This window comes from Pseudomonas sp. GW822-FHT02E03 (genome assembly GCF_058802325.1).
Map to the genome: position 1 here is coordinate 67,761 of NZ_JBXAOA010000002.1, position 16,616 is coordinate 84,376.

A 16,616-nucleotide genomic window follows, 5' to 3' on the forward strand; every position below is an offset into this window, starting at 1 on the left:
AACGCACCGCTGTAACAATAAGGCACATATGGTTCAAGGCAATTTAAGTGCCATGGCGGCGCTCTAAAACTTATTGCCTGAATGAGATATAACCTACCGGCATTTATAAAAATTTATAAATACCGATCGGCTATATGGGGAGTTATAACGATTTAAGATCGTGGATCAAGATCGGGGGGCGTAGGCGAACACATCCGCGCGCATCTGATGGGCATCCATCCCCGCGTCGACCAGCGCATCCAGCGTGCCATAGACCATGGCCGGAGAGCCGCTGGCATAGACATGCAGGGCTTTCAGGTCAGGGAAATCTTCACACACTGCCGCATGCAACATGCCGCAGCGCCCTCCCCAGCCGCATTGATCGCTGACGACTTTATGCAGGAACAGATTGGGCAGTTTTTCCCATTCATCCCAATGTTCGATGTCATAAAAGTCTTCAGGACGACGCACCCCCCAATACAGATGCACCGGATGCTTGAATCCCGTGGCCCGGCAATGTTCGATCAGACTGTGGATCTGACCCATGCCGGTACCAGCAGCAATCAGTACCAGTGGACCGTCCGGCAATTCCGCCAGATGGGTATCGCCGAATGGCATCTCGATACGCACCATCGAGTTGCGCTGAAGCTGTTCGATCAGGCTCAGCGCACTGCTTTCGCGCGCCAGTACGTGAATTTCCAGGTCGCGCCCGGAATGCGGTGCAGAGGCCAGGGAGAAGGCGGATTTCTCGCCGTTCTCTCGCTCGATCATCAGGTACTGACCGGCGTGATAGCGCGGCGGCTTGCCCGCCGGCGCACGCAGACGCACGCGCCAGGTATCGCCGCCGACATCCCTGCATTCAATGACCTGACACGACACGCTGCGCACCGGCAACTCTCCCAGCGCGAGCACGCCATCCCACAGCACGATGCAGTCTTCCAGCGGCTCTGCAATGCAAGTGTAGAACTCGCCATGGTCACGCACATCGCCGGCTTGTTCGACCCGCCCTTCCACCAGCAACGCGCCGCACACATGGCAATTGCCGTTACGACAGCTTTGCGGGCATTCATAGCCCAGGCGCCGCGCGCCATCGAGAATCCGCTCGCCGGGCAGAATCTCTAGCACTGCTCCGGAGGGCTGCAAGGTTACACGCATCAATCTATTCCTAACTGATTCCAGATGGCATCGATCCGTTGGGTAACGGCTTCATCCTTGACGATGACCCGGCCCCACTCGCGGGTGGTTTCGCCTGGCCATTTATGCGTGGCATCGAGTCCCATCTTCGAGCCCAGGCCGGAAACCGGCGAGGCGAAGTCGAGGTAGTCGATCGGCGTGTTGTCGATCATCACCGTGTCGCGCTTGGGGTCCATGCGCGTGGTGATGGCCCAGATCACGTCGCTCCAGTCCCGTGCGTTGATATCGTCGTCAGTGACGATAACGAACTTGGTGTACATGAACTGTCGCAAAAACGACCAGACACCGAGCATTACCCGCTTGGCATGCCCTGGATACGACTTCTTCATGGTCACGATGGCCATGCGGTACGAACAGCCTTCGGGCGGCAGGTAGAAGTCGGTGATCTCAGGAAACTGCTTTTGCAGGATCGGCACGAACACTTCGTTCAGCGCCACACCGAGAATCGCCGGCTCATCCGGCGGACGACCGGTGTAGGTGCTGTGGTAGATCGGTTTGATCCGGTGAGTGATGCGCTCGACGGTGAACACCGGGAAGCTGTCGACTTCGTTGTAGTAGCCGGTGTGGTCGCCATACGGACCTTCATCGGCCATTTCGCCCGGATGGATCACGCCTTCAAGGATGATCTCGGCGGTGGCCGGCACTTGCAGGTCGTTGCCGCGGCACTTCACCAGTTCGGTGCGATTTCCGCGCAACAGACCGGCGAAAGCGTATTCGGAGAGGCTGTCCGGCACCGGCGTCACAGCGCCAAGAATGGTTGCCGGATCAGCACCCAGGGCCACAGACACCGGAAACGGCTGGCCGGGGTGTTTCTCGCACCACTCACGGTAATCCAGCGCGCCGCCACGGTGGCTCAACCAGCGCATGATCACCTTGTTGCGGCCGATCACTTGCTGACGATAGATGCCGAGGTTCTGGCGGTCCTTGTTCGGACCTTTGGTGACGGTCAGCCCCCAAGTAATCAGCGGACCGACGTCGCCCGGCCAGCAGGTCTGTACCGGCAACATCGCCAGATCGACATCATCACCTTCGATGACCACTTCCTGGCACACCGCGTCTTTGACGACTTTCGGTGCCATGGCAATGATCTTGCGGAAGATCGGCAGCTTGGACCAGGCGTCCTTCAGACCCTTCGGCGGCTCGGGCTCCTTGAGGAACGCCAACAGCTTGCCGATTTCGCGCAACTCGCTGACCGCTTCTGCGCCCATGCCCAGCGCCACGCGCTCGGGGGTGCCGAACAGGTTGCCGAGTACTGGAATGTCATAGCCGGTAGGGTTTTCGAAAAGCAGCGCCGGGCCCTTGGCGCGCAACGTGCGATCGCAGACCTCGGTCATTTCGAGCACTGGGGACACTGGAACCTGGATGCGCTTGAGTTCGCCGCGCTTTTCCAGGCCGCTGATAAAGTCGCGCAAGTCGCGATACTGCATGCGTGAGCCTCGTGTTGGCCGTGGCGTTCGGGGCAGGCAGTTTAGCGCCGAACCCCTCTATTCAGAACCACGAACTGCCGTTGATCAAAAATCAGATAGCAAAAAGCCGGGTTTCCCCGGCTTTTGCTGACTTTCTGCGACTTACTTGCGTTTCATCGACAGGAAGAACTCGTCGTTTGTCTTGGTCTGTTTCAGCTTGTCGACCAGGAACTCGATGGCGGAGACTTCGTCCATCGGGTGCAGCAGCTTGCGCAGGATCCACATACGCTGCAGTTCGTCGTCGGCCGTCAGCAACTCTTCGCGGCGAGTACCGGAACGGTTGATGTTGATGGCCGGGAACACACGCTTTTCGGCGATCTTGCGATCCAGAGGCAGTTCCATGTTGCCGGTGCCTTTGAATTCTTCGTAGATCACTTCGTCCATCTTCGAGCCGGTTTCAACCAGCGCGGTAGCGATGATGGTCAGCGAGCCGCCTTCTTCGATGTTCCGTGCAGCGCCGAAGAAACGTTTCGGTTTCTCCAGGGCGTGGGCATCGACACCACCGGTCAGCACCTTGCCGGAGCTCGGGATCACGGTGTTGTAGGCACGCGCCAGACGGGTGATGGAGTCGAGCAGGATCACCACGTCCTTTTTGTGTTCGACCAGGCGCTTGGCCTTCTCGATCACCATTTCGGCAACCTGCACGTGGCGGGTTGGCGGCTCGTCGAACGTCGAGGCAACCACTTCGCCGCGCACGGTGCGCTGCATTTCGGTCACTTCTTCCGGACGTTCGTCGATCAGCAATACGATCAGATGAACTTCAGGATTGTTACGTGCGATGTTCGCCGCGATGTTTTGCAGCATGATCGTTTTACCGGCTTTCGGCGGTGCAACGATCAGGCCGCGCTGGCCTTTGCCGATCGGGGCGCACAGGTCGATGACACGACCGGTCAAGTCTTCGGTGGAACCGTTGCCGGCTTCCATCTTCATGCGCACGGTCGGGAACAGCGGGGTCAGGTTCTCGAAGAGAATCTTGTTTTTCGCGTTCTCGGGACGATCGTAGTTGATCGTGTCGACCTTGAGCAGTGCGAAATAACGCTCGCCTTCCTTTGGAGGGCGGATCTTGCCAACGATGGTGTCACCGGTGCGCAAGTTGAAGCGGCGGATCTGGCTCGGCGAGACGTAGATATCGTCTGGGCCGGCGAGATAGGAAGCGTCAGCGGAGCGCAGGAAGCCGAAGCCGTCCTGGAGAATCTCCAGCACGCCATCACCGGAGATTTCCTCGCCGCTTTTAGCGTGCTTTTTGAGCAGGGAGAAAATCACGTCCTGCTTGCGCGAACGGGCCATATTTTCTATGCCCATCTGTTCGGCCAATTCGAGCAGTTCGGTAATCGGCTTTTGCTTGAGTTCAGTCAGATTCATATAGGAATGACGTAATCATTTATGGAGGGGGGAAATTAAGCTTTTGGCTTAATGAGGCCGCGCCGCAGAGAAGGCGACAGGATCGCGTACTTATTCGAAAAGGAGTGCGTCGGCGACGGCTAGCAGGGGGCAGTGGAGAAACCAGTGCGGGGCCGAATGTACCACCTGAGTTTCGGAGCGTCTAGCCCTCAATAACGAAAAGGCCCCGCATTATGCGGGGCCTTTTCATGACGCTTTATAACAACGCTTAGATGTTGGCGTCGAGGAAAGCAGCCAGTTGCGACTTCGACAGCGCACCGACCTTGGTGGCTTCGACGTTGCCGTTCTTGAACAGCATCAGCGTCGGGATACCACGTACGCCGTGCTTGGCCGGGGTTTCCTGGTTTTCGTCGATGTTCAGCTTGGCTACGGTCAGCTTGCCTTTGTAGGTCTCAGCGATTTCGTCCAGAACAGGAGCGATCATTTTGCAAGGGCCGCACCATTCAGCCCAGTAGTCGACCAGTACAGCGCCTTCGGCCTTGAGTACGTCGGCCTCGAAGCTAGCGTCGCTAACGTGTTTGATAAGATCGCTGCTCATGGAAGTCTCCAGGTTGTAAGCAAAAAAACGTGGCCCATCATAGCCGCCCTTCCCGCGTTCAGGAAGCTGCAGATGATTGAGTCTCGCTATGGTGGCCCATGAGTTTGGGTATAGCTCAAGTCATGAGGTGGCGGGAGCGACGAACGCAATTCCGGTACGAAGCGCAGCGTTGCGCACATGCTCCTGCATGGCCTTCTGCGCGGCGCCAGAGGCCCGGCGAGCCAGCGCCCGGAGGATTTTACGGTGTTCCTGCCAGGTTTCCATCGCCCGTTCGGCCCGGATGAACGGTAGCTTCTGGCTCTCCAGGAAGATGTCGGCGCTGGCCGTCAGAATGCTCAGCATCGCCTGATTGCCGCTGGCCAGGAGGATGCGCCGGTGAAACTCGAAGTCCAGTCGTGCCGCCGCCTCGAAGTCGGCGGCACGCAGTTCGTTGCGCATGGCGGCGACATTGTCCTCCAGGGCATCAAGATCGTCGGTGCTCAGGGTCACGGCCGCCAGCCCGGCGGCAAAGCCTTCCAGCGCATAGCGCAACTGGAAGATGTCCAGCGGCGATGCCTGGGCCGCGAACGGCCAGCCCGGCGCCGCATCGCCCCGGGGCAGATCAACCGGTGATTGCACAAACACGCCCTTGCCCGGCTGGATACTGATCACGCCCAGCGCACTCAGGGACGATAACGCCTCACGCAACGACGCCCGACTGACCCCCAATTGCACCGCCAGGTCCCGTTGCGAGGGCAAGGCATCCCCCGCCCCGAAACCTTGTTCGGTGATCAGCTTGCGGATGGCTTGCAGCGCCACTTCGGGTACGGCGCGGGAGATCGAGTTCATGGTTTTTTCAGACGAGCCAGGCCAATGAGCGGCTAGTTGTAAAGCTATTCGCGGCGTCCGGCAAGTCGTGCCCCATGGGGGTTCGGGGATTTTCACGGGTGCGCCATCAGGGTGCGAAATGCCACCCAACTGTTCAGACCAGTAAGACCGAACGACACCAGCAAAACCGTGGCCTGCGGCCCCCAAAACCGAATCTTGGCATGTCCTGTGCTCTGTCGATCCGCAGAAATCACTTCCCGCCGATCCGGAGATTTGCCATGACCATGCGTTACAGTGCCCTCCTCGCCGCTCTGTTTGCCAGCCTGATGCTGAGCCAGGCGCCCGCCCACGCCGACGGTCTGGAGGATGTGGTCAAACGCGGCACCCTCAAAGTCGCGGTGCCCCAGGACTTCCCACCATTCGGTTCGGTCGGCCCGGACATGAAACCTCGCGGCCTGGACATCGACACCGCCAAACTGCTGGCCGACCAGCTCAAGGTCAAACTTGAACTGACCCCGGTCAACAGCACCAACCGCATTCCGTTCCTGACCACCGGCAAAGTCGACCTGGTGATTTCCAGCCTCGGCAAGAACCCTGAGCGCGAGAAAGTCATCGATTTCTCCCGTGCCTACGCGCCGTTCTACCTCGCCGTATTCGGCCCGCCAGACGCCGCCATCAAGGGCCTGGACGATCTCAAGGGCAAAACCATCAGCGTCACCCGTGGCGCCATCGAAGACATCGAGCTGACCAAAGTCGCTCCCGAAGGCGCGACCATCAAACGTTTCGAAGACAACAACTCGACCATCGCCGCTTACCTCGCAGGGCAAGTCGACCTGATCGCCAGTGGCAACGTGGTGATGGTGGCGATCAGCGAGAAAAACCCGAAACGCGTGCCGGCGCTGAAAGTGAAGCTCAAGGACTCACCGGTTTATGTCGGCGTGAACAAGAACGAGCCAGCGCTGCTGGGCAAGGTCAACGACATCCTCGCCACAGCCAAGGCTGACGGTGCGCTGGAAAAGAACTCGCAAACCTGGCTGAAAGAGCCGCTGCCGGCCGATCTCTGATCGTTCGCGGAGACGACTTATGGCTTATCAGTTCGATTTCTTGCCGGCGGTGGAAAACACCGATCTGCTGCTGCGTGGTGCGCTGTTCACCCTTGAGTTGACGGCCATTGGCGCGGTGCTCGGGGTCGGTCTGGGTATCGTCGGGGCACTGGTGCGGGCGTGGAACATCCGCCCGTTCGCCGGCATTTTCGGGGTTTACGTCGAGTTGATACGCAACACGCCATTCCTGGTGCAGTTGTTTTTCATCTTCTTCGGTTTACCGTCGCTGGGCCTGCAGATTTCCGAATGGCAGGCAGCGGTGCTGGCGATGGTGATCAACCTTGGCGCCTATTCGACCGAGATCATCCGCGCCGGCATTCAAGCGATCCCCCGCGGGCAGCTGGAGGCCGCGGCCGCCTTGGCGATGACCCGCTTCGAAGCCTTCCGCCACGTGGTTCTGCTGCCGGCGCTGGGCAAGGTCTGGCCGGCCCTGAGCAGCCAGATCATCATCGTCATGCTCGGCTCGGCGGTCTGTTCACAGATCGCCACCGAAGAGCTGAGCTTCGCCGCCAACTTCATTCAATCGCGTAACTTCCGCGCCTTTGAAACCTATGCCCTGACCACACTGATCTATCTGTGCATGGCGTTGCTGATCCGCCAATTGCTGAACTGGATCGGCCGGCGCTACATAGCAAGGAGCAGCAGCCAATGAGCGATTTCACCTTCTGGGACATCCTGCGCAACCTGCTCACGGGCCTGCAATGGACCCTGGCATTGTCGCTGGTGGCGTTTATCGGCGGCGGGCTGATCGGCTTGCTGATCATGGTGATGCGGATTTCAAAAAAATCCCTGCCCAGCCACTTCGCCCGCACCTACATCGAACTGTTCCAGGGCACACCGCTATTGATGCAGCTGTTTCTGGTGTTCTTCGGTGTGGCGTTGGCCGGTGTGGAGATTTCGCCGTGGATGGCCGCGGCGATCGCCTTGACGCTGTTCACCAGCGCTTACCTGGCGGAGATCTGGCGCGGTTGTGTCGATTCGATCCCCCACGGCCAGTGGGAAGCCTCGTCGAGCCTGGCGCTCAACCCGCTGGAGCAACTGCGTTACGTGATCCTGCCGCAAGCCTTGCGCATCGCCGTGGCGCCGACCGTGGGCTTCTCGGTGCAAGTGGTCAAAGGCACCGCCGTCACCTCGATCATCGGCTTCACCGAACTGACCAAGACCGGCGGCATGCTCGCCAACGCGACCTTCGAACCCTTCATGGTCTACGGCCTGGTGGCGCTCGGTTACTTCCTGCTCTGCTACCCCTTGTCCCTCAGTGCGCGCTACCTGGAAAGGAGACTGCATGCCTCTGCTTAGAATTTCCGCCCTGCATAAATATTACGGCGACCACCATGTGCTCAAAGGCATCGACCTGAGTGTCGACGAAGGCCAGGTGGTGGCAATCATTGGCCGCAGCGGCTCGGGCAAATCCACCTTGCTGCGCACCCTCAATGGTCTGGAGTCGATCAATGACGGCGTGATCGAAGTCGACGGCGAATACCTCGACGCCGCCCGCGCCGACCTGCGCAGCCTGCGGCAGAAAGTCGGGATGGTGTTCCAGCAGTTCAATCTGTTCCCGCACCTGACCGTGGGCGAAAACGTCATGCTCGCGCCGCAAGTGGTGCAGAAAGTGCCGAAAGCCAAAGCCGCCGAACTGGCGCGGCAGATGCTGGAGCGGGTGGGGCTGGGGGAAAAATTTGATGCCTTCCCCGACCGACTGTCTGGCGGCCAGCAACAGCGGGTGGCGATTGCCCGGGCGCTGGCGATGTCGCCGAAGGTGCTGTTGTGCGATGAAATCACCTCGGCGCTGGACCCGGAACTGGTCAACGAAGTGCTGAGCGTGGTCCGGCAACTGGCCAAGGAGGGCATGACGCTGATCATGGTCACCCATGAAATGCGCTTTGCCCGCGAGGTTGGGGACAAATTGGTGTTCATGCACCATGGCAAGGTGCATGAGGTGGGGGATCCAAAGGTATTGTTTGCCAACCCGCAGACGGCGGAGCTGGCGAATTTCATTGGCACTGTTGAAGCGACAGCCTGAAAGAGCCTCAGTGTCTTTAATGCCCTCATCGCTAGCAGGCTAGCTCCCACAGGGGTACGCATTCCAATGTGGGAGCTAGCCTGCTAGCGATTGACCGCGCAGCGGTCATCGACTTTTCTGCCTCGGATCAACGCTTTGAACACTGCGCGTTGGCGGCAGCGTTTGATCGTGGCAGGATGTCGAGGTTATCGACCGAGACCCCCTGACCATGCCGCAATCCCAAGCCAAGAATCTGTCCCTGATCGCCGCAATCGACCTGGGCTCCAACAGCTTTCACATGGTCGTGGCCAAGGCCCAGAACGGCGAAATCCGGATTCTCGAACGTCTCGGGGAGAAGGTTCAGCTGGCCGCCGGCATCGACGAAGAGCGCCAACTCAGCGAAGAATCCATGCAGCGCGGGCTCGATTGCCTGAAGCGTTTCGCCCAACTGATCAGCGGTATGCCGCCCGGCACCGTGCGGATCGTCGGCACCAACGCCCTGCGCGAAGCCCGTAACCGCGCCGAATTCATCCACCGCGCCGAAGAAATTCTTGGCCATCCGGTAGAAGTCATCTCTGGCCGTGAAGAAGCGCGCCTGATTTACCTCGGCGTCTCCCACACCCTCGCCGACACGCCGGGCAAGCGCCTGGTAGCCGACATCGGCGGCGGCAGTACCGAATTCATTATCGGCCAGCGCTTCGAACCGCTGCTGCGCGAAAGCCTGCAAATGGGCTGCGTCAGCTATACCCAGCGCTATTTCAAGGATGGCAAGATCACCCCGGCCCGCTATGCCCAGGCGTACACCGCGGCGCGGCTGGAGATCATGAGCATCGAACACGCCCTGCACCGCCTGACCTGGGATGAAGCCATCGGCTCCTCGGGCACCATTCGCGCCATTGGCCTCGCGCTGAAGGCCGGCGGGCATGGCACTGGCGAAGTGAATGCCGAAGGCCTGGCCTGGCTCAAGCGCAAGCTGTTCAAACTCGGCGATGTCGAGAAAATCGATTTCGAAGGCATCAAGCCCGACCGCCGGGCGATTTTCCCCGCCGGGTTGGCGATTCTCGAAGCGATCTTCGACGCCCTCGAATTGCAACGCATGGACCACTGTGAAGGCGCCCTGCGCGAAGGCGTGCTCTACGACCTGTTGGGCCGTCATCATCATGAAGACGTGCGTGAGCGCACACTCAGCTCGCTGATGGATCGTTATCATGTTGACCTGGAACAAGCCGCGCGGGTCGAACGCAAGGCGCTGCATGCCTTCGATCAAGTGGCCGAGGATTGGCAGCTGGATGACGGTGTCTGGCGCGAACTGCTGAGCTGGGCGGCCAAGGTCCATGAAGTGGGTCTGGACATCGCGCACTATCAGTACCACAAGCACGGCGCCTACCTGATCGAGCACTCGGACCTGGCCGGATTCTCCCGCGAAGACCAGCAAATGCTCGCGCTGCTGGTGCGGGGCCACCGACGCAACATTCCCAAGGACAAGTTCGCCGAATTCGGCGACGACGGCATCAAGCTGATTCGCCTGTGCGTGTTGCTGCGTTTTGCGATTCTGTTCCACCACATCCGCGGTACCCAGGAAATGCCACAAGTGGTGCTACACGCCAATGGCGACAGCCTGGACGTGTTGTTCCCGGAACACTGGCTGGACGACAACCAGTTGACCCAGGCCGACTTCGCCCTGGAAGCGGAATGGCTGACCCGCGTCAGCTTCGTGCTGAACGTTCGCTAAACCCTGTGGCGAGGGAGCTTGCTCCCGCTGGGCTGCGAAGCGGCCCCAAAAAGAGGGACTGCTGCGCAGTCCAACGGGAGCAAGCTCCCTCGCCACAAGTCATTCACCGCTCGGGCGGGAACAAAAAAGGGCGATCCACATGGATCGCCCTTTTTTGTATCAACCGAATCTACGTTAACGAACAGCCAGAATCGGGCTGCCCAAACGCTCAAGCAAGGTAGCCTGGGCACTGCGCGGGTTCTGGTTGCCGGTCGGCGTGTTGCGGATGTAGCGACCGTCCGCCTGCAGGCTCCAGCTGTGGGTGTTATCGGTCAGATAAAGCTCCAGCTCTTTCTTGACCCGCAAAATCAGCTTCTTGCCCTCGACCGGGAAGCAAGTCTCGACGCGCTTGTCGAGGTTGCGCTCCATCCAGTCGGCGCTGGACAGGAACATCTGCTCTTCGCCACCGTTGAGGAAGTAGAAAACCCGGGTGTGTTCCAGGAAACGACCGATGATCGAGCGCACATGGATGTTGTGGGAGACCCCGGCGATACCCGGTCGCAGGCAGCACATGCCACGCACCACCAGATCGATACGCACCCCCGACTGACTGGCCTTGTACAACGCGCGGATGACCTTCGGGTCGGTCAGCGAGTTGAACTTGGCGATGATGTGCGCCGGTTTGCCGTCGAGGGCGAACTGCGTCTCCCGGGCAATCATGTCGAGCATGCCCTTCTTCAACGTGAACGGTGCGTGCAGCAGTTTCTTCATGCGCAGGGTCTTGCCCATACCGATCAACTGGCTGAACAGTTTGCCGACGTCTTCGCACAAGGCGTCGTCGGAGGTCAGCAGGCTGTAGTCGGTGTACAGACGGGCGTTGGCCGCGTGGTAGTTGCCGGTCCCCAAGTGGGCGTAACGGACAATTTCGCCCGCCTCGCGGCGTAAAATCAGCATCATCTTGGCGTGGGTCTTGAAACCGACCACGCCGTAAATCACCACCGCACCGGCCGCTTGCAGACGGCTGGCCAGTTGCAGGTTGGACTCTTCATCGAACCGCGCGCGCAATTCGATCACTGCCGTCACTTCCTTGCCGTTACGCGCAGCGTCTACCAGCGCATCGACGATCTCGGAGTTGGCGCCGCTTCGATACAACGTCTGGCGTACCGCCAACACGTGCGGGTCTTTCGCTGCCTGACGCAGCAAGTCGACCACCGGGGTGAACGACTCGAACGGGTGCAGCAGCAGAATGTCCTGCTTGCTGATCACGCTGAAAATGTTCTCGCTGTTTTGCAGCAGTTTCGGGATCTGCGGGGTGAACGGGTTGTATTGCAGCTCCGGATGACTGTCCAGGCCAGTGATGCTGAACAGCCGGGTCAGGTTGACCGGGCCGTTGACCTGATACAACTCGGTCTCATGCAGGTTGAACTGCTTGAGCAAGTAGTCGGACAAGTGTTTCGGGCAGGTATCGGCAACTTCCAGCCGCACCGCGTCACCGTAGCGACGGGAGAACAACTCGCCGCGCAGGGCGCGGGCCAGGTCTTCGACATCTTCGGTGTCGACCGCGAGGTCGGCGTTTCGGGTCAGGCGGAACTGGTAGCAGCCCTTGACCTTCATGCCCTGGAACAGGTCATCGGCGTGAGCGTGGATCATCGACGACAGGAACACATAGTTGTCGCCGGGACCGCCGACTTCTTCCGGCACCTTGATGATCCGCGGCAGCAGACGCGGTGCCGGGATAATCGCCAGACCGGAGTCGCGACCGAAGGCGTCGATGCCTTCGAGCTCGACGATGAAGTTCAGGCTCTTGTTCACCAGCAACGGAAACGGGTGCGTCGGGTCGAGGCCGATCGGGGTGATAATCGGGGCGATCTCGTCGCGGAAATAACGACGAACCCAGGTCTTGAGCTTGGTGGTCCAGTAACGGCGACGGATGAAGCGGACCTGATGTTTTTCCAGTTCCGGCAACAGAATGTCATTGAGGATCGCGTATTGGCGATCGACGTGGCCATGCACCAGTTCACTGATGCGAGCCAGGGCCTGGTGCGGTTGCAGGCCATCGGCGCCGGCCTGTTCGCGAGCGAAAGTGATCTGCTTCTTCAGGCCGGCGACACGAATCTCGAAGAACTCGTCCAGGTTGCTGGAGAAAATCAGCAGAAACTTCAACCGCTCCAGCAATGGGTAGGACTCATCCAGCGCCTGTTCCAGCACGCGGATGTTGAACTGCAGTTGCGAGAGCTCACGATGGATGTACAGGCTGCTGTCATCCAGGCCGGGAATGGCAATCGCTGGCGCCGCAACAACGGGCTCGGCCACCACCGCGGGAGGAGCAGGCTCCAGCTCCGGCGGGGTTTCGGCGATTGGCTCCACCACAGGTTGAGCGTCTTTTACGGCAACTTCAGTGAGTCCTTCGGTATTCATCGAATGTTCCTGGGAGGGCTATTTTTGCTCTCGTAACAATTGAGCAGCACGGACGGCAAAGTAAGTCAGGATGCCATCAGCGCCTGCACGTTTAAAAGCGGTCAGGGATTCAAGGATAACCCCTTCGCTCAACCAGCCATTCTGGATCGCTGCCATGTGCATGGCGTATTCACCGCTGACCTGATAGACAAAGGTCGGCACTTTAAATTCTTCTTTGACCCGATAAAGGATATCCAGATACGGCATGCCTGGCTTGACCATGACCATGTCCGCGCCTTCTGACAAGTCCGCCGCCACTTCGTGCAGGGCTTCGTTGCTGTTGGCCGGGTCCATCTGATAGGAGGCCTTGTTGGCCTTGCCCAGGTTCAGCGCCGAACCCACCGCATCGCGGAACGGGCCGTAATAGGCGCTGGCGTATTTGGCCGAGTAAGCCATGATCCGCACGTTGACGTGATCGGCCAGCTCCAGCGCTTCGCGGATCGCCTGAATGCGACCGTCCATCATGTCCGAAGGCGCCACCACCTGAGCGCCGGCTTCGGCGTGGGACAGGGCCTGTTTAACCAGTGCGTCGACGGTAATGTCGTTCTGCACGTAGCCTTCTTCGTCGAGAATGCCGTCCTGGCCGTGGGTGGTAAACGGGTCCAGGGCGACGTCGGTGATAACACCCAGCTCCGGGAACCGGTCACGCAGGGCTCGGGTGGCGCGCTGGGCGATGCCGTCGGGATTCCAGGCTTCAGCGGCGTCCAGGGATTTGAGCTCCGGCGGCGTCACCGGGAACAATGCCAGGGCCGGAATCCCCAACTCAACCCACTTGGCCGCTTCTTCCAGCAACAGGTCGATGGTCAGACGCTCGACGCCCGGCATCGACGCCACCGCTTCGCGACGGTTTTCACCGTCCAGCACGAACACCGGCAGGATCAGGTCATCGACGGTCAGTACGTTTTCACGGACCAGTCGACGCGAGAAATCATCACGACGGTTGCGACGCAGGCGGGTTGCAGGAAACAAACGATTGGCGGGGGTAAAGCTCACGGCAGACTCCTGAGCCCGCGCTGGCGGGCGAGCGTGACAGTTATAAGCGGCCATTATGACGAACGGATGACAGTTGTGCTTCAGGAAGCCGCATTCCATTGTCCTTGTAGGAAATGTTCACGTCGAGACACATTTTGACACTTTCCTGAATGTGTCCGAGGGGTTAGGCTGCGCGTTCATTTCGCCAGCACCCAGACAATGCTCCAACAATTTCTTCAGGAATTCGGCTACTTCGCCCTCTTTCTCGGCACATTCTTCGAAGGCGAAACCATCCTGGTGCTCGCGGGCTTCCTTGCGTTCCGTGGATACATGGACATCAAGGTAGTGATGCTCGTGGCATTCCTCGGCAGTTATGCCGGCGATCAGCTGTGGTATTTCCTGGGACGCAAGCACGGGCGCAAACTGCTGGCGCGCAAACCGCGCTGGCAACTGATGGGCGATCGGGCGCTGGAACATATCCGCAAGCACCCGGACATCTGGGTGCTGAGCTTCCGCTTTGTCTATGGACTGCGCACCGTGATGCCAGTGGCGATCGGTCTGTCGGGCTATCCACCGGGACGTTACCTGCTGCTCAACGGGATTGGCGCAGCCATCTGGGCCGCCGCGCTGGCTTCCGCCGCCTATCATTTCGGCGCAGTGCTCGAAGGCATGCTGGGCAGCGTCAAGAAGTATGAGCTGTGGGTGCTGGGCGCCCTGCTGGTACTGGGCTTTTGCCTGTGGCTGCGGCGGCGCTTCAAGAATGCCCGTCTGGCGAAGAAGATCTACGCCGACGAGCAAGCGTTGAAAGCTGAACAGGCCAAGTCCAGCGAACCTACGACGCCCATCGAGTGAAACGGTTTCTACAACAGTAGAGACCGATGCCGCTGAGCAGGCTGTAACTGAGCAGCCCCACCCAGCCCACCGCATTGCCCATTACACTGTCCGGCCATAACCCGACCATCGGCGCCAACCACACCAGCGGCAGGTTCGACGCCAGCCGCAATAGCTCCAGTTTCAATGCCTGCGGGCGATTTTCCAGGGCCACGCCCAACACAAACAGCCCCAGTGCCACGGCGCCCCAGCCCAACACCAAGGCCGAAGTCGGCAGGCTCTGCTCCAGGTTCATCAAGTAACTGCCCAAGGCGATGTAGACGCAGAACTGCAGCGCCACATACCACTGCTGGCGTCCATCCAGCGGTACCTCGAATTTGCGGAACTGGCTCAGGTCCGGTTTGTTCATCGGGTACTTGGCCGCCACATCCGCTGGTCGCCAACCGGTGCGCATGAACCAGATCCGCAGCTTGTCCCACCAGCGTTCGGCGCGCCGTGCGTCATCCCACAGTTGCGCATAGAACTGCACGTTCGCCCACAACGGATTCCAGCTTGCCAGCGGTGTGGTCACGCCGAAAATCACCGGCTCGTTGTCGTCCTCTTCCTGGAACGAGCCAAATAGACGGTCCCAAATAATGAACACCCCGCCGTAGTTGCGATCCATGTAAAGAGCGTTCTGTGCATGGTGAGCCCGATGATTGGACGGCGTGACGAAGAACCATTCGAACCAGCCGAGCTTGGGAATATGCCGGGTATGCACCCAGAATTGGTACAGCAGATTCAGCGCCGCAACGCTGACGAACACCACGAGTGGAACGCCGAGCACGGCCATGGGCAGGTAGAAAATCCAGCTCAACAGAAACCCGGTGCTGGTCTGGCGCAAGGCGGTGGAGAGGTTGTAGTCCTCGCTCTGGTGATGCACCGAGTGGGCGGCCCAGAGGATGTTGCGTTCGTGGCCCATGCGGTGCAGCCAGTAGTAGCAGAAGTCGTAGAAGACGAAAGCGAACACCCAGACCCAGACGCTGTCGGCCGACAGCTCAATCACGGCCAGGTGCTTCAGGGCGAAGGCATAAGTCACCAGGCCGACGCCTTTGGTCAACAGGCCCGTGGTAGTCGACAGCACGCCGGTGCTGAGGCTGTTGATCGCGTCTGCCACGCGGTAATTGCTCACCCCGCGCCAACGGTCGGCCAGCAACTCGACCGCAATCAGCACAAAGAAAAACGGCACCGCATACAGAATGAAGTCCATGACGCGTCCTGATCAGAATCGTTCAGCAGAGATTAGGTGTAGCCGCGTGTTAACCCTATGGCAACGAATGACAAATTAGTGGACATTTAACGCCATGAATCTGGAGAAAAGCCCATGAGCAAAAAAATTGCAGTGATCCTTTCCGGCTGCGGCGTGTACGACGGCGCCGAGATCCACGAAAGCGTGATCACCCTGCTGCGGCTGGACCAGCGCGGCGCCCAGGTGCAGTGTTTCGCACCCGATATCGCGCAGTTGCATGTCATCAACCACGTTACCGGCGAAGAAATGCCCGAGTCGCGCAACGTGCTGGTGGAGTCGGCGCGGATCGCCCGGGGCAACATCAAGGATATCCGTGAAGCCAGCGTCGAAGACTTCGATGCGCTGATCGTTCCCGGCGGATTCGGATCGGCCAAAAATCTGTCGAACTTTGCCGTCGAAGGTGCCGGATGCAGCGTTCAGCCTGACGTCCTGGCGTTGACCGAAGCGTTCGCCGAGGCCGGCAAACCGGTAGGGCTGATCTGCATCTCGCCGGCCCTGGCGGCCAAGATCTACGGCCCGGGCGTGACCTGCACCATCGGCAACGATGCCGATACCGCCGCCGCGATGAACAAAATGGGCGCCACCCATGCCGAGTGCGCGGTGACCGACATCGTCGAAGACAAGGCGCGCAAGCTGGTGAGCACGCCGGCATACATGCTGGCGCAATCGATCAGCGAGGCCGCTTCCGGGATCAATAAACTGGTCGACCGCGTGCTCGAACTGACCCACGAAAACGACGAGTAAAAGAAGCAAGATGATCATTCCCACGCTCCGCGTGGGAATGCAGCCCGGGACGCTCTGCGTCCCAAAGCGGACGCAGAGCGTCCATTGAGGTATTCCCACGCGGAGCGTGGGAACGATCATTTG

Annotated in this window: 15 protein-coding genes; 7 read left to right on the forward strand and 8 right to left on the reverse strand. The window is 59.7% G+C overall.

Features of this window, described 5'->3' with window-relative positions:
* Positions 1–165: 165 nt before the first annotated feature.
* The 5 genes from AC1RQB_RS02175 to AC1RQB_RS02195 all read right to left on the reverse strand — a co-directional run bounded on the left by AC1RQB_RS02175 (position 166) and on the right by AC1RQB_RS02195 (position 5,406).
* Positions 166–1,134: a CDP-6-deoxy-delta-3,4-glucoseen reductase gene (locus AC1RQB_RS02175; protein WP_063342186.1), complete on the reverse strand. Its 969-nt coding sequence runs from the start codon at positions 1,132–1,134 to the stop codon at positions 166–168.
* Positions 1,134–2,600, reverse strand: a complete 1,467-nt coding sequence (ubiD, locus tag AC1RQB_RS02180; protein WP_063342185.1) for a 4-hydroxy-3-polyprenylbenzoate decarboxylase — start codon at positions 2,598–2,600, stop codon at positions 1,134–1,136. Before ubiD ends, AC1RQB_RS02175 begins: the two co-directional genes overlap by 1 nt.
* A 141-nt stretch (positions 2,601–2,741) precedes the next feature.
* Positions 2,742–4,001 (reverse strand): transcription termination factor Rho, encoded by a 1,260-nt coding sequence (rho, locus tag AC1RQB_RS02185; RefSeq protein WP_007899384.1) that lies wholly within the window; start codon positions 3,999–4,001, stop codon positions 2,742–2,744.
* A 247-nt stretch (positions 4,002–4,248) separates the two neighbouring features.
* Positions 4,249–4,578, reverse strand: coding sequence for a thioredoxin TrxA (gene trxA / locus AC1RQB_RS02190; protein ID WP_003206727.1), 330 nt, complete (start codon positions 4,576–4,578; stop codon positions 4,249–4,251).
* A 120-nt stretch (positions 4,579–4,698) separates the two neighbouring features.
* On the reverse strand, positions 4,699–5,406 hold the full coding sequence (locus tag AC1RQB_RS02195) for a FadR/GntR family transcriptional regulator (protein ID WP_063342184.1): 708 nt from the start codon (positions 5,404–5,406) through the stop codon (positions 4,699–4,701).
* Positions 5,407–5,663: 257 nt separating this feature from the next.
* Here AC1RQB_RS02195 and AC1RQB_RS02200 point away from each other — a divergent pair, with 257 nt between their 5' ends.
* From AC1RQB_RS02200 to ppx, 5 genes are all read left to right on the forward strand, one after another.
* On the forward strand, positions 5,664–6,449 hold the full coding sequence (locus AC1RQB_RS02200; RefSeq protein ID WP_063342183.1) for a transporter substrate-binding domain-containing protein: 786 nt from the start codon (positions 5,664–5,666) through the stop codon (positions 6,447–6,449).
* A 19-nt stretch (positions 6,450–6,468) separates the two neighbouring features.
* On the forward strand, positions 6,469–7,140 hold the full coding sequence (locus AC1RQB_RS02205; RefSeq protein WP_063342182.1) for an amino acid ABC transporter permease: 672 nt from the start codon (positions 6,469–6,471) through the stop codon (positions 7,138–7,140).
* Positions 7,137–7,787: an amino acid ABC transporter permease gene (locus AC1RQB_RS02210; RefSeq protein ID WP_063342181.1), complete on the forward strand. Its 651-nt coding sequence runs from the start codon at positions 7,137–7,139 to the stop codon at positions 7,785–7,787. Before AC1RQB_RS02205 ends, AC1RQB_RS02210 begins: the two co-directional genes overlap by 4 nt.
* Positions 7,774–8,511 carry an amino acid ABC transporter ATP-binding protein gene (locus tag AC1RQB_RS02215; RefSeq protein WP_063342180.1) on the forward strand — a complete coding sequence of 246 codons (738 nt, stop codon included), beginning with the start codon at positions 7,774–7,776 and terminating at the stop codon, positions 8,509–8,511. Before AC1RQB_RS02210 ends, AC1RQB_RS02215 begins: the two co-directional genes overlap by 14 nt.
* A 208-nt stretch (positions 8,512–8,719) precedes the next feature.
* Positions 8,720–10,222 (forward strand): exopolyphosphatase, encoded by a 1,503-nt coding sequence (gene ppx / locus AC1RQB_RS02220; protein WP_008076080.1) that lies wholly within the window; start codon positions 8,720–8,722, stop codon positions 10,220–10,222.
* A 174-nt stretch (positions 10,223–10,396) separates the two neighbouring features.
* Here ppx and ppk1 read toward each other — a convergent pair whose 3' ends face one another.
* Both ppk1 and hemB read right to left on the reverse strand, forming a co-directional pair.
* Positions 10,397–12,619: a polyphosphate kinase 1 gene (ppk1, locus tag AC1RQB_RS02225; RefSeq protein ID WP_008076081.1), complete on the reverse strand. Its 2,223-nt coding sequence runs from the start codon at positions 12,617–12,619 to the stop codon at positions 10,397–10,399.
* Positions 12,620–12,637: 18 nt separating this feature from the next.
* Positions 12,638–13,651, reverse strand: coding sequence for a porphobilinogen synthase (gene hemB, locus AC1RQB_RS02230; protein WP_008076082.1), 1,014 nt, complete (start codon positions 13,649–13,651; stop codon positions 12,638–12,640).
* 198 nt (positions 13,652–13,849) lie between these two features.
* Between hemB and AC1RQB_RS02235 the strand changes: the two genes are divergently transcribed.
* A complete protein-coding gene (locus AC1RQB_RS02235; protein WP_008076083.1) occupies positions 13,850–14,482 on the forward strand; it encodes a DedA family protein in 633 nt (210 codons plus the stop codon).
* On the opposite strand, the gene AC1RQB_RS02240 is transcribed toward AC1RQB_RS02235, so the two are convergent.
* Entirely contained in the window at positions 14,463–15,710 is a 1,248-nt protein-coding gene (locus AC1RQB_RS02240) for a sterol desaturase family protein (RefSeq protein ID WP_008076084.1), read from the reverse strand. The genes AC1RQB_RS02235 and AC1RQB_RS02240 overlap by 20 nt on opposite strands.
* A gap of 114 nt (positions 15,711–15,824) precedes the next feature.
* On the opposite strand from AC1RQB_RS02240, the gene elbB reads away from it, so the two are divergent.
* Positions 15,825–16,493: an isoprenoid biosynthesis glyoxalase ElbB gene (gene elbB / locus AC1RQB_RS02245; RefSeq protein WP_008076085.1), complete on the forward strand. Its 669-nt coding sequence runs from the start codon at positions 15,825–15,827 to the stop codon at positions 16,491–16,493.
* The last annotated feature ends 123 nt before the right edge of the window (positions 16,494–16,616 follow it).